The sequence below is a fragment of the Arthrobacter sp. KNU-44 genome (assembly GCF_051843155.1).
Taxonomy (GTDB): Bacteria; Actinomycetota; Actinomycetes; order Actinomycetales; family Micrococcaceae; genus Arthrobacter.
This window is the reverse complement of record NZ_JBPXNG010000002.1, coordinates 1,808,004-1,820,761: the sequence shown is the minus strand read 5'-3', so window position 1 is coordinate 1,820,761 and position 12,758 is coordinate 1,808,004. Positions and strand designations below refer to the sequence as shown.

At 63.6% G+C, this 12,758-nt stretch carries 13 protein-coding genes; 8 read left to right on the top strand and 5 right to left on the bottom strand.

The features are described 5' to 3' along the window. Positions 1-135 precede the first annotated feature (135 nt). Positions 136-957, bottom strand: coding sequence for an ammonia-dependent NAD(+) synthetase (nadE, locus tag ACSVHC_RS09360; protein WP_437772218.1), 822 nt, complete (start codon positions 955-957; stop codon positions 136-138). Between the two features lie 183 nt (positions 958-1,140). Continuing rightward, positions 1,141-2,163, bottom strand: a complete 1,023-nt coding sequence (locus ACSVHC_RS09355; protein ID WP_439180888.1) for a LacI family DNA-binding transcriptional regulator — start codon at positions 2,161-2,163, stop codon at positions 1,141-1,143. A 184-nt stretch (positions 2,164-2,347) separates the two neighbouring features. On the opposite strand from ACSVHC_RS09355, the gene ACSVHC_RS09350 reads away from it, so the two are divergent. From ACSVHC_RS09350 to ACSVHC_RS09325, 6 genes are all read left to right on the top strand, one after another. Then, positions 2,348-3,703, top strand: a complete 1,356-nt coding sequence (locus tag ACSVHC_RS09350; RefSeq protein ID WP_437772220.1) for an ABC transporter substrate-binding protein — start codon at positions 2,348-2,350, stop codon at positions 3,701-3,703. Positions 3,704-3,715: 12 nt separating this feature from the next. Then, positions 3,716-4,711: a carbohydrate ABC transporter permease gene (locus tag ACSVHC_RS09345; protein WP_437772221.1), complete on the top strand. Its 996-nt coding sequence runs from the start codon at positions 3,716-3,718 to the stop codon at positions 4,709-4,711. A 95-nt stretch (positions 4,712-4,806) separates the two neighbouring features. Further along, positions 4,807-5,628 carry a carbohydrate ABC transporter permease gene (locus ACSVHC_RS09340; RefSeq protein WP_437773946.1) on the top strand — a complete coding sequence of 274 codons (822 nt, stop codon included), beginning with the start codon at positions 4,807-4,809 and terminating at the stop codon, positions 5,626-5,628. A gap of 2 nt (positions 5,629-5,630) precedes the next feature. Next, a complete protein-coding gene (locus ACSVHC_RS09335) occupies positions 5,631-6,476 on the top strand; it encodes a sugar phosphate isomerase/epimerase family protein (RefSeq protein WP_437772222.1) in 846 nt (281 codons plus the stop codon). Continuing rightward, positions 6,473-7,696 carry a Gfo/Idh/MocA family protein gene (locus ACSVHC_RS09330; RefSeq protein WP_437772223.1) on the top strand — a complete coding sequence of 408 codons (1,224 nt, stop codon included), beginning with the start codon at positions 6,473-6,475 and terminating at the stop codon, positions 7,694-7,696. The genes ACSVHC_RS09335 and ACSVHC_RS09330 overlap by 4 nt, the downstream gene beginning before the upstream one ends. After that, positions 7,693-8,604: a sugar phosphate isomerase/epimerase family protein gene (locus tag ACSVHC_RS09325; RefSeq protein WP_437772224.1), complete on the top strand. Its 912-nt coding sequence runs from the start codon at positions 7,693-7,695 to the stop codon at positions 8,602-8,604. Before ACSVHC_RS09330 ends, ACSVHC_RS09325 begins: the two co-directional genes overlap by 4 nt. A 74-nt stretch (positions 8,605-8,678) precedes the next feature. Here the strand turns inward: ACSVHC_RS09325 and ACSVHC_RS09320 are convergent, their stop codons facing one another. Further along, entirely contained in the window at positions 8,679-9,320 is a 642-nt protein-coding gene (locus ACSVHC_RS09320) for an NADPH-dependent F420 reductase (RefSeq protein ID WP_439180887.1), read from the bottom strand. A 127-nt stretch (positions 9,321-9,447) separates the two neighbouring features. Between ACSVHC_RS09320 and pyrE the strand changes: the two genes are divergently transcribed. Both pyrE and ACSVHC_RS09310 read left to right on the top strand, forming a co-directional pair. After that, complete coding sequence (pyrE, locus tag ACSVHC_RS09315) at positions 9,448-10,032, top strand: orotate phosphoribosyltransferase (protein WP_437772226.1); 585 nt, start codon at positions 9,448-9,450, stop codon at positions 10,030-10,032. 68 nt (positions 10,033-10,100) lie between these two features. Then, the gene (locus ACSVHC_RS09310; RefSeq protein WP_437772227.1) at positions 10,101-11,150 is read left to right on the top strand and encodes a thioesterase domain-containing protein; all 1,050 of its coding nucleotides are present in this window, start codon (positions 10,101-10,103) and stop codon (positions 11,148-11,150) included. A gap of 18 nt (positions 11,151-11,168) precedes the next feature. Here the strand turns inward: ACSVHC_RS09310 and ACSVHC_RS09305 are convergent, their stop codons facing one another. Together ACSVHC_RS09305 and ACSVHC_RS09300 are read right to left on the bottom strand one after the other, a co-directional pair. Next, entirely contained in the window at positions 11,169-11,846 is a 678-nt protein-coding gene (locus ACSVHC_RS09305; protein ID WP_437772228.1) for a tyrosine-protein phosphatase, read from the bottom strand. A gap of 18 nt (positions 11,847-11,864) precedes the next feature. Then, positions 11,865-12,695 carry an HAD-IIA family hydrolase gene (locus ACSVHC_RS09300; RefSeq protein ID WP_437772229.1) on the bottom strand — a complete coding sequence of 277 codons (831 nt, stop codon included), beginning with the start codon at positions 12,693-12,695 and terminating at the stop codon, positions 11,865-11,867. Between the last annotated feature and the right edge of the window lie 63 nt (positions 12,696-12,758).

The following is a 12,758-nucleotide window of genomic DNA, read 5'->3' as shown; positions in this document are numbered from 1 at the left end:
GTGGGGGCTTCGTCCCGTCACGACGGGCAGACTTTTGCGGAATCACGAAGGCGGCGCCCCCGCCACGGCGCGGTAGACCGCCGTCGTGCGCTGCAAAAGTTGCTCAGCGTGACGGCGGCGCCCTGGCTTACGAGGCTACTTCCACCACGTGTCGAAAATCGTGACTGGAACAGTGCGCTTGTGGCGCGTGCGCAGGTACTTCTGCTCGATGGTCTCTGCCACCTCGTCGGAGACCTCCCGGCCTTCGAGGTAGTCGTCGATCTGGTCGTACGTGATGCCGAGCTCGTCCTCGTCGGTGCGGCCGGGCTTGCCGTCCAGGAGGTCGGCCGTGGGGACCTTGTCCCAAATGCGGGACGGGGCGCCGAGCTCGGCGAGGAGTGCGCGGTTCTGCCGTTTGTTGAGGCCGAAGAGCGGCAGGATGTCCGCGCCGCCGTCGCCGAACTTGGTGAAGAATCCGGTGACGGATTCAGCTCCGTGGTCGGTGCCGATCACTAGGTAGTTGTGCTCGCCGGCTAGCGCGTACTGGGCGGTCATACGGGCCCGGGCCTTCGTGTTGCCCTTGTGGAAATCCGAGATGCGCGCGCCCGTGGTCTTCTCGAACTCGTCCTCGAAACCGTCCACTGCGCGGGAGATGTTGAAAGTCCATTCCGTCTTGGCCTGGATAAAGTCGAGCGCGGCCTGGGCGTCGTCCTCATCGTGCTGGGTGCCATAGGGGAGCCGGACGGCCACGAAATTCGCCTCCACGCCCTCGGCCTCAAGCTCTTGGACAGCCAGTTGGGCAAGCCGCCCGGCGAGGGAAGAGTCCAGTCCGCCGGAAATGCCCAGGACAAAGCCCTTGGTGTGCGTGGCTTTGAGGTATTCCTTCAGGAACGTGACGCGTTTGCGGACCTCCTCGGCAGGGTCGATCCGGGGCTGGACGCCCATTTCCGCAATGATCGTGGCCTGGAGTGTGCGCATGTCCCCAACACTAGTAACCAGCACTTGAAACACTCAACTGTGTCACTTCCCGTGTTGTGGCCCGGAACGCCGGTCCCCACCCAACTAGCTCGCATTTGTTGTCGTTATGAGGCTCCAAAACGACAACAACTGCGAGTCAGTTGGGCGGCCCGGGCTGGTTCAGTTGGGCGGCACGGAGCCCATTCAGCGCACCGGCGCCGTGCCCGTCGATGCCCGGACCGTGAGGTGCGTGGGCATGACGGCCAAGCGCCGGCTGGTGCCGCCGTATTGGGGATTCAGCCGGGACAGGAGCATGGAGACGGCCACGCGCCCGGCTTGTTCGATGGGCGACGCCATGGTGGTCAGCGGAGGGTTGCAGAAATCGGCTCCGAAGATGTCGTCGCAGCCCACAATGCTCATGTCGTCGGGCACCCGGATACCGCGTTCGCGCAGGCGCTGCAGCATCCCGATGGCCAGTAGGTCATTGAAGACGATGCACGCGGTGGCCCCCGTATGCACTGCGGCGTCCGCTGCGGCCGCTCCGGATGTGGTCTTGGGCGCGAACGGCCCGACGCTGAATGTGGTCAGCTTCCGTTCGGTGGTTTCGTCCTGGAACGCTTGCCACCGCTTGGCATTGGACCAGGAAGTGGCCGGGCCTCCGACGAAGCAAATCCGTGTGTGCCCCAGCGAGACCAGATGTTCCAGCGCCTGGATGATGGCCGACGGCGTATCGATCACCACAGTGGGTGCAATTGCCGGAGCCCGGTTGATGGTGACCAGGGGCTGCTGTGCCGCAGCCTCGGCCAGTTGTGCATCCGTCAGGCGGGACGCGGCAAGAATGAATCCGTCTGCTGAGCGGCGCATTTTCTGCAGGGCATCTGCTTCCATCTCCGCTGATTCCTCGGTGTCTACGAGCAATTGCGTGTATCCGGCGGCCTTCAACTGATGCTGCGCCCCACGGATGATGTCGAAGTAGAACGGATTGGTGATGTCCGGAACCAGGACGGCAACAGTCTGGGTGCGTCCGGAGCTGAGCCCGCGGGCCTGGGAGCTTGGAATGTAATTCAGTTGCGCGGCCGCTTCTTCGATCCGCTCGCGCGTTACCCGGTTCACCCTGCCGGGATTGCTCAGGGCCCTCGAGACTGTTGATGTTGCCACTCCCGCAAGCTCCGCGACATCGCGGATCGTGGGCTGCCTGCCCGGTGACTGGAGCTGGAGTTCTGCCATCGCCTAGGTGTTCCTCATCTGCCGCAGCCGCTCTTCAACGAGTGACTTGTCCCACAATTGCAGCACCGATGACAATTTTTGGCAATCGCTTGTCATCGCTGTTGCGCTTGCCTAGACTCGGAGAAATCACCCGATGTGACGCGCACCACGCCAATGAGGCCATCGGGCTCCAGGGAGGAAAACAATGAAGTTTGCATCGTCCGCCAAATTTGCCGCTGTTGCCCTAACAGCAGCCCTAGCTTTGACCGCCTGCGGAGGCGGCAGCACCAGCTCCGGGGGGAGCACCGGCCCCGTTGACGGAAAGGGCAAGAAGTTGAGCGTCCTGGTCAACTCCAGCGCCGCCTATCCCGCCCAGCAGAAGCAATGGTTCACCGACATTGCGGCCAAGTTCAAGGCGCAGACCGGTGCCGACGTCCAATTCGAAACCTTCGCTTCGGCCAACGATGAACTGACCCGCATCCAGACGTCCGTCGTCTCCGGACAGGGACCCGACGTCTACAGCCTCGGTACCACCTTCACGCCCACCGCTTATGCAACCAAGGCCTTCGTGACGTTGTCCGACGACGACTGGAAGAAAGTAGGCGGGAAAGACAGGTTCAACCAGGCTGCCCTGGGAATTTCCGGCCCGGACGCCCAGCACCAAGCGGGCATTCCCTTTGTCAGCCGGCCGTTCGTGATGGCCTACAACAAGGACATCTTGAAAGCGGCCGGGATCGACAAGCCCGCCACCAGCTGGGACGAGCTTGCAACCCAGGCCAAGAAGATGACTGACCCGTCCACGGGCACCTTCGGCCTCGCCACGGGGTACAAGGACAGCTTTGACCCCTGGAAGTTCATCTGGGCCATGTCCGTCCAGGCAGGAAACCCGCTCGTGGACGGCAAAACGCTCAAGCTTGATGACCCGGCCGTCAAGAAAGCCTATGAAACCTACTTTGGCTGGCTTACCAAGGACAAGGTAGTCGATCCGGCTTCCATCGGGTGGAGCAACAGCAATGCCGTTGCCGCCTTTGCCTCGGGCAAGGCTGGATACCTCATGATGACGACATCGAGTTCCCTCCCGACTCTCGACAAGTCGGCGGTCGCGGGAAAGTACGCCTACACGGCCATGCCGACGACGGCCCCGGGCCAGTCGTCTCCGCAGGGCGATGCCGCGAATGCGGCCAGCATCCTGTCCGGTGACAACGTGGTTGTTGCCGACTACTCGAAGCAGAAGGACCTTGCCTTCGCTTACGTCAACCTGATCACCTCGAAGGACGAGCAGTTGAACTACCAGAAGATCTTCGGAGACCTGCCGGCCAACGCCGAAGCCCTGAAGGCTTTGAACAACCCTGTCCTCCAACCGGTTGCCGACACCGCAGCGAAGTCCAAGGCAACGCCTTTCACCGGAGCTTGGGGCGACATCCAGCTCGCTCTCCTCAACGTAGTGGTCCAGTCGATCCCCGATCTCTCCAAGGGTTCGGTGGACGACTCCAGCCTCCAGGCGCGCCTCAAGGACGCACAATCCAAGGGCCAGGCCTCACTTGACCGGGCATCGAAGTAAGTAGGAACTGACATGTCCACCGATTCATTGACTGCGGGGAAGTCCGCGCGCCGCAAATCGTCACGCGCTGCAAAGCCGGACCCGCAGTCGCCGGACAACACGCCCCGGCGCCGCAAGGGGCTGAGCGAACGTAACCGCCCCTTGTGGATGCTGATTCCAGGCGGCCTGCTGATGGTGATCATCATCGTAGTGCCGCTCCTCCTCGGCATCTTCATGTCGGGGCTGGACCTGGACCAGTATTCGCTGCGCCAGTGGGTCAGCGCTCCGTTCATCGGAGTCCAGAACTTCGTCGAAGCGCTGACCGCATCGCCTTTGCTCCACGCCATCTGGCTCAGCGTCAGCTACTCCTTGCTCGCCATGGTTATCACTATCCCGCTCGGCATCGCCGGCGCCGTCGCGACCCAGAACGCCTTCAAGGGCCGGGCCGTGATCCGTTCCATCTTCCTGGTCCCCTACGTCCTTCCCTCCTTCGTGGTGGCCACGGTGTGGCGGACGATGTTCCAGCCGGGCAGCGTGATCGATTCGGCGCTGCATTCGGTAGGCATCGACCCCGGACTGTGGCTCAACGGTCCCCAGTCTTATTGGACCTTGATCCTGGTCCAGATCTGGGCATCGTGGCCGTTCGTCTACCTACTGGCATTGTCCGGGCTCCAGTCAGTGGACCATGAGGTCCACGAGGCCTCGGCCCTTGACGGTGCGCTGTGGTGGAACAAGCTCCGCTATGTGGTCTTCCCGTACCTGAAGGGCCCGCTCTCCTTGGCGTTCCTGATCGGCATGCTGCACCACATCAACAACTTCACCTTGCCGTTCGTCCTGTTCGGGGTACCTGCTCCGTCCGATGTGGAGCTGCTCCCGATCCTCACCTACGTCACGAGCTTCCAGAGCTTCAGGTTCGGGCTCAGCGCAGCCATGGCCTTCATTTCGCTGATCCTGATCGCGATTCCCCTGTTCGTCTATCTGCGGGCCGTCAAACTCGACGACGCCGAAACTCCCGGAGGCAAAAAGTGAGCACCGCAACTACCGCCGTCGGACGCCAATCGAGCGAACACTTCCGCCCGGGCTCCAAACGCCAGCACGAAGTCACCAAACTCTTGCCAGGGCCCATGCTCGCCATCATCCTGACACTGTTGTGTGCCCTGGTGCTCATCCCGGTGGCGTACATCTTCCTCGCGTCCGTGAACTCGGACATCGGCGTGGCCCGGGGCGAGTTCTTCCCGTCCAGCTTCTCCTTTGAGAACTACTCGACGATCTGGACGAGCGTTGGACTGGCTACTGGCTTGGCGAACAGCGTGCTCGTGGCCGGTTCCACCGCGGTGGTCTCCGCGCTGATGTCGATCGCCACCGCCTACGTCCTGGTCCGGTACCAGTTCCGCGGCCGTCTGACGATCCTTCGCGGGCTCCTCGGACTCCAGTCGGTTCCCGGCACCCTCATGGTGCTTCCGGTCTTCGTGCTGTTCTCTTCTTCCGCCACCTACCTGGGCATCCAGGTCATCGGCACGCAGTGGGGCTTGTTTATCACCTATCTGACGTTCGCGATGCCGTTCTCCACCTGGGTGATGGTCACCTATCTGCGCGGCCTGCCGCGCGAACTCGAAGAGGCGGCAAGGATCGACGGCGCCAGCAACCTGGGCGTGCTGGTGCGGATTATCCTTCCGCTGAGCTGGCCCGGCGTCGTCGTCTCCGGTATTTTCGCCTTCCTGCTCGGCTGGAACGACGTCCTGTTCGCCTCAGTCATGACGCGGCCCGAAAGCCAGACGGCCGCCGTCGCGCTTCAAGTCTTCGGTGCTTCGCAAGAAGGCGGCGCGATTCCCTTCTACGGCCAGATGATGGCAGCCTCCCTTGTGTGTGCTGCCCCGGTGGTCATCCTGTACCTCATTTTCCAGCGTTACCTAGTGGGCGGCCTGACCGCCGGAGGAGTCAAGTAACTATGAGCACGCCAGCTGTTGAATGGGAGCTCTCGGGCTTCGGTGACGAGATCGACGACGACCCCAAGATCCAGATTGCCGTGATGCAGGCATTGGGAGCCAACCACATTGAGGTCCGCAGCGCATGGGGGACCAACATCGTGGACCTGGATGACGCGCAGCTTCGTGAATTGAAGTCCTTGCTGCATGCCGCGGACATGAAGGTTTCCGCAATCGCTTCGCCGATCGGGAAAGTGGACGTTTCCCTTCCCGTGGAGCACGAGGTAGAACGGCTTCGCCGCGCCATCAACGCCGCAAAGGTCCTGGAATCCCGTTACATCCGGATCTTCTCCTTCTACTACGGCGAGGACGTCGCGGTGGAGAGCATCCGGGACGCGGTCATCGAACGCATGCGTGCCCTCGCGGACGTCGCGGAAGAGTCCGGCGTCGTGCTTCTGCACGAAAACGAGAAGGACATCTATGGGGATATCCCCGAACGGGTTTTGGACATCATCGAATCCGTGGCCTCTCCCGCCCTCAAAGTCGCTTGGGATGCGGCCAACTTCGTCCAGGTAGGCGTCAAGCCTTTCGACGACGGCTACGCCAAGCTCCGCCCGCACCTTGAATACCTGCAGGTGAAGGATGCCTTGTTTTCGAACGCCACGGTGGTCCCGGCGGGCGAGGGCGACGGCGATGTCCTCCGCACCGTTGAGGCCTTGAAGGCCGACGGATACACCGGTTTCGCGAGCCTCGAGCCACACTTGGCCGGCGCCCATGGACTGGGCGGTTTCTCCGGCCCGACGGCGTTCGGCATCGCAGCGAGGGCGTTCGCGAAAGTCCTCAACGAAGCAGGAGTGGAGACGAAGTGAGCGAAACCTCAAATGCTCTAGGCGCTCCCGCGGAGATCCGGGCCGCAATCGTAGGGTGCGGAGTCATCGGCCGCACCCACTCGGCCGCGGTCCGCGAGTTCCCGGAGGTCGTCATCACGGCGCTGGTGGATGTGGTTCCCGAGGCTTCGGAGGCGCTTTCCGCCAAGATCGAAGCCCAGGGCGACCCGAAGCCGGCAGTCTTCCTGACGCTGGCCGAGGCCCTCGCCGCCGCACCGGTTGATCTGGTCATCATCTCGACGCCGAGCGGGCTGCACATCCAGCTGGCGCTGGAAGCGCTCGAGGCCGGCAAGCACGTCGTGATCGAAAAGCCCCTTGACGTTGACTTGAGCAAGGCAGACGAGATCCTGGCTGCCGCCAAGGCTGCCGAGGCCAAGGGCCTGGTGGTCACGGTGATCAGCCAGCACCGCTTCGATCCCGCCAGCCGGGTGGTGGACGAGGCCCGTCGCGCCGGACGCTTCGGCACGCTGACCTCCGCCGTTGCCTCCGTCAGCTGGTGGCGAAGCCAGGGCTACTACGATTCGGGCGCGTGGCGTGGAACCTGGGCGATGGACGGCGGTGGCGCCATCATGAACCAGGGCGTACACACCGTTGATCTGCTTTTGTGGTTCCTCGGCCGGCCCCTTGAGATCAGCGCCAAAACCGCGCTTCTCGCCCACGAAGGCGTTGAGGTGGAGGACACGGCCGTAGCTACTGTTACCTTCGAGTCCGGTGCCCTTGCCGTGTTGCACGCGACGACGGCGGCGTACCCCGGGTTGACCGTCCGTCTCCAGGTGATGGGCAGCAAGGGTTCCGCAGTGATCGACAACGACGACCTCGCGTACTTGCACGCGTCCGACGCCGCCGACCCTTCGGAAAGCAGTGCCATGGGCATCCTCGGCGGCGGGAACCAAGCCGCCGTCGAGCTCGCAAAATACCCGGACGACACCGTCGAAGCACTGGATCCCACGGTGTACCCGGCCGGACATGTCCGGCAGTACCGCGACATCATCGCGGCGATCCGGGAAGGACGCCCCGCGGGCGTTACCGTCCGGGACGCCGTGACCGCCTTGGCCACGGTGCGTGCCCTGTATGTCTCGGCAACGCTGGGACAGCCCGTCCTGATCGCCGACGTCATAGCGGGCAAGTACAACGACGTGGAGGTTCGCACCGGCGGGGCCCCTGCCCACCCCGGGACCAATCTCGAAGAGGTATCGGCATGAAGTTCTCCGTCTTCACCGCATCCACCCCCGAATGGTCGCCGCAGGAAGCCGCCACAAAGCTTGCCGCCCAGGGGTGGGACGGCATCGAATGGCGCGTCACGGACCAGGCAGAGGCGGCAGAGCCCGGCTTCTGGGCAGGGAACCGGGCCACCTGGCCCATGACGGGCCTGGAAGATTCGATCCCGGAGATTGCCCGGCTCACCGCTGACGCAGGGCTGGAATTCTCCGGCCTCGGCGGCTACGCACGCTGCGACAACCACGACGACGTCGATCGCGTCCTCGCGGCGACCGCAGCCTTGGGTGCCAAGCAGGTCCGCGTGAACGTGCTGCCGCTGGGCAACTCGAATATGGGCGGCCCGGAACCCACAGGGCTGCCCTATCCGGAACTCTTTGCCGCCACCCGGGAACACTACGAGTGGGTTGCCTCCCGCGCAGCACACCACGGCGTCAAAGCCCTCGTGGAACTGCACCATGGAACAGTGACGGCGTCGGCCTCGTCGGCCCGGCGATTGCTGGAGGGCCTGGACCCGCAGCATGTCGGCGTTATCCATGACCTCGGCAACCTGCTGATCGAGGGCTGGGAATCACCGTTGCCTGCCCTCCAGCTCCTGGGCCCCTATTTGGCTCATGTCCATGTGAAGAACGCCCGCTGGGTACGCACCGACTCGAAGGACGAATCGGGTGCGGCTGTGTGGGTCAACGAATGGGCTCCCTTGGCCGAAGGCCAAGCAAGCGTCCTCGCCTACTTCCGCGCGCTCGCAGAAGTCGGCTACGACTCCTGGGTCACGCTGGAAGACTTTTCCACCGAGCTTCCGTTGGAGGAACGGACGGCGTCGAACCTGGCGTATGTCCGCAAGGCGGCCGCGTTGGCCGGGTTCGCCGTCGTGGATCCCGCCTCGGCACCCTGACGGCCTCGCTCCGCGCCGGTTAACCACAGCAGCCGCTTGCCTTTCCAAGGCAAGCGGCTGCTGTGTTGTGGGCTCTAGATCGTGCGCGTTGCTTTGGCTAGGTTGTCCTTGAGTTCGGCGGCATTCTGCCGCACCACGTAGGCCGGGCGGTCACGCTCCACGCGCCAGCTCTCATCGAGCGGCCCGATGTTGACGGTGTCGAAGCCGAACTCGTCGTAGAGCTTCGCCACGAGTTCCGCGGCCTCGGGGTAGTCGCTGGCGGTGGCCAATGCGCGGCGGTTCTCGGTGCCCGAAGGGGTGCCGTCGGTGCCGATCTCCTTTGCCATGATGTGGTTGAAGCCCTTGGCCACCTTGGACGTGGGCAGGTGCTTCTGCAGCAGGCCCGACGTTGTGGCCTCGCCCTTGTCCAGCTCCGGGATGCGGCCATCCCGCTCCCAGTAGTAGTTGTTCGTGTCGATCACAATCTTGCCGGCGAGCGGCTCCACGGGAATGTCCTGGTAGCTCCTCAGGGGAACGGTCACGACGGCGAAATCGCCTGCCGCCGCTGCCTCGGCCGGTGTTGCGGCCCGGGAATGCGTGCCAAGCTCCGCCACCAGTTCCGCCAGCGTTTCCGGGCCCCGCGAGTTGCTGATCACTACGTCATAGCCAAGCTCAACCGCTTTGCGTGCGACTTGGCTGCCAATGTGTCCTGCACCGATGATTCCGATTGTTGTCATATGTGCGGCAACACCGACTCCGAAGCAGATATTTCACAGGTTACGGCGAGTGACGTGCAGGCATCGTGGACTTTCCATGACGCCGGCCATTCTCTTGCCTCCAGCGGCTTTACGTAGAATAGGCACCATGACTGTCGCCTCTGATGCTGCCACCGCCACTGCTGCTGCCCGTGCCCGCCTCCTTGAATTGATCAAAGAACTGGCGGTCGTCCGCGGCAAGGTGATCCTTTCCAGCGGTGCCGAGGCGGACTACTACATCGACCTGCGGCGCATCACCCTCCACCACGAGGCTTCGAAGCTGGTTGGCCAGGTCATGCTCTCCATGATCGACGACGCCGGAATCGCCGTTGAGTGCGCCGGTGGCCTGACGATGGGTGCGGACCCGGTCGGAACCGCCGTCATGCACGCCGCTGCCGACGCCGGCCGTGCCGTCGACGCCTTCGTGGTGCGAAAGGCACAGAAGTCCTACGGCATGGGCCGCCAGGTGGAAGGTCCCCCGGTGGAGGGCCGCAACGTCGTGGTTCTCGAGGACACCTCCACCACCGGCGGTTCGGCGCTGACCGCCGTCGAAGGCGTCCGCAAAGCCGGCGGCAACGTGGTGGCCGTGGCCGTCATCGTTGACCGCAACACTGGCGCCAAGGAAAAGATCGAGGCCGAAACGGGCGTGCCGTACCTCTTCGCCTTCGGCAAGGACGAGCTGGGACTCGACTAACTCGCCCAAGCCTAGGCGGGTTTGATGGGGATCGTGTGCCCGTCGGCCGAAGAGCCTAAGCTGGCTGCGTGAACCTTCAGGCCGGGAAATTTCCCCGGAAGCAGCAGCGCTGGCAGGACCCGGGCTCTCTCGCCCGGGTACTCCGGCAAGCCGCCGAGCTGAAGAGTTTTTCACGCCGCTCCTTCCTCATCGGAGCGGGTGCTTCCACGGCCCTCGCAGCCGACATGCTGCTCACCCGCCAGGTCCAGGCAGAACGCCGCGCCACCAAGATCCTCCCGGTGGGGGATGATTTCGCAGAGTCGTACTACCCCAACTCGAGCTGGATCCTCTTCCCTGGGTACAAGACCAGTTGGGAAGAGGCCCAATGGATCCTCAACTCGCTCCGTGGTTCGCTCCGGCAGCGCGGCCAGATGGCCGCCGTCGGATACTCCAATCTGGGCCTGGAGGTGGCCGAGGTGGTGGACTCCGTGCTCGCCTACGTCAATGAGCGGAAGCTGAACACGCTCTACTTCTACGGTCACAGTTTCGGCGGGATGTTGGCCACTGAAGTGGCCGTACGCCTGCGTGAACGGAACGTCGCCGTCAAGCTGATCCTGTTGGATTCTTCGCCGTTCAGCAAGTACGACATTCTCGACCAAAGCTGGTTCGACGGCGTGGTGTTCTTGTACGAGAGTGGCTTCCAGGTTCCGTCGGTCCTCCGCGGCGGCTACGAGCTGGGCGAGCGGGTGGTGAACAAGAACGAACGCACCTGGGGGCAGATCTGGAACCAGACCCTGGAGCAGCTCTCGCCGATCGCGCCGTCGAGCGTCCTGATCCAGAGCGAATCGGACTACATCTACCACTTTGACGGCACAAGGTTTGTCGACGGGCTGGGAGATACCCGCATGGCCTTCATCGGAAACCCGAACGATGACACGGTGAACTATGGAACGGCCCGGGTTGCGTGGGCCAAGGCCTTCCCCCTCAACATCGCATCCACGGGCCGCAGGACCGACGGTGCCCGACCCGCCCACGCTAGCCCGCAGTGGAATCCCTTTATCTACAATCCGATCATCGAGGGCCTGGAGAACGAGCTCTTCCCGCTGCCCCGCTCCGGCTCGCGGGTGGTGTTCTACTGACCGGTGCTCCGAACGCCCCTACCTGAGCCGTAGTCCATCCAGTTCGGAGCCACTGAGGCCGGCGTCTCGCAAGTAGTCCGCCGCGCTGCCGAACTCGTGCCCGAAACGGTCGAGGAAGTATTCCATCGCAGCTTCGGGGGATTGCAGCAGCATGAGTGAGGGACTGAATGCTTCCTCCGGAACCTCAGGGACAGCCAGCCGCCAGGCTGCCGACATGGTTTCCAGCATCGTGGGGAGGGCAACGGTGCTTGCGGCGTAGTCCGCCACGACAGCGGCGCGGTCAGCGCCCGTCGCGAGGAGCGCCAGAGCGGATACTACGCCGGTGCGGTCCTTGCCGAGCGAGCAGTGGATGAGCGTGCGCTTGCCTTGGGCCGCGGGACGCAACGATTCGGCCACCCAATCCGGGCGGGTGCGAACCCAGCCAAGGTACAGCTCGCCAAGATCTTCGGCCGTGTGGATCGACTGGAGCCCCGCGGAAGCGGTACGCGGATCGAGAGGGTTCTCCACGAGCTCCACCTCACCATTGGCCAGTTGCCAGGGCACGATGGCGCGCTCGTACTCGCTCCGGAGATCCACAACCGCCTGGATGCCATGAAGTTCCAGAAAGGCGGCCGTCGCAGCGGTATCCATGCCAAACGGCTGGCTGCCCCTCAGGATGCGGCCACCGGCCAGGGCCCGGAGGTTCAGAACAGCCATGGCACCAGCCCCTTTTTCCTAGATTTGGTTCTTGAGGTCCGCTACCGAGTTCAGGACCTGGTTTGGCCGGAACGGGAAGGCCGCGATGTCCTCGCGTTGGGTGATGCCGCTGAGCACCAGGACGGTGTGCAGCCCGGCTTCCATGCCCGCGATGATGTCGGTATCCATGCGGTCACCGATCATTGCCGTGGTCTCGGAGTGGGCGTCGATCTGGTTCATCGCGGAACGGAACATCATAGGGTTCGGCTTGCCCACGATGTATGGCTCGCGGCCGGTCGCCTTGGAGATGAGCGCTGCGATCGCGCCGGTGGCGGGCATCGGACCATCCTTCGAGGGGCCGGTGGCATCCGGATTGGTGGCGATGAAGCGCGCCCCTGCAAGGATCAGCCGGATGGCCATGGTGATCGCTTCGAAGGAGTAGGTACGGGTCTCGCCGAGCACCACGAAGTCCGGGTTCTGGTCGGTGAGAATGAAGCCGGCCTCGTGCAGCGCCGTCGTGAGCCCCGCCTCACCGATGGTGTAGGCGCGGTTCCCAGAGTCCGAGCCCTGCACCTGGTCCTTGAGGAACTGTGCCGTGGCCAGGGCCGACGTCCAGATGTTCTCTTCCGGGATTTCGAGGCCGGAGGAGCTCAGTCGGGCCGCCAAGTCCCGCGGGGTGAAGATCGAGTTGTTGGTGAGGACGAGGAATCGCTTGGACGTGTCCACCCAGCGCTGGATCAGTTCAGCCGCTCCGGGAACCGCTTGGTTTTCGTGGACCAGGACGCCGTCCATATCGGTGAGCCAGCATTCGATTTCGTGGCCGTTGCGGTAAATGGCTGAGCTTTTCGGGGCTTCGGTTGCGTTCTCCATGCTTTTCCTCCGCGTATTGGCTGTTTCTCGTCCCAAGTCTTTCATCTTTCGGTCTCCGAGACA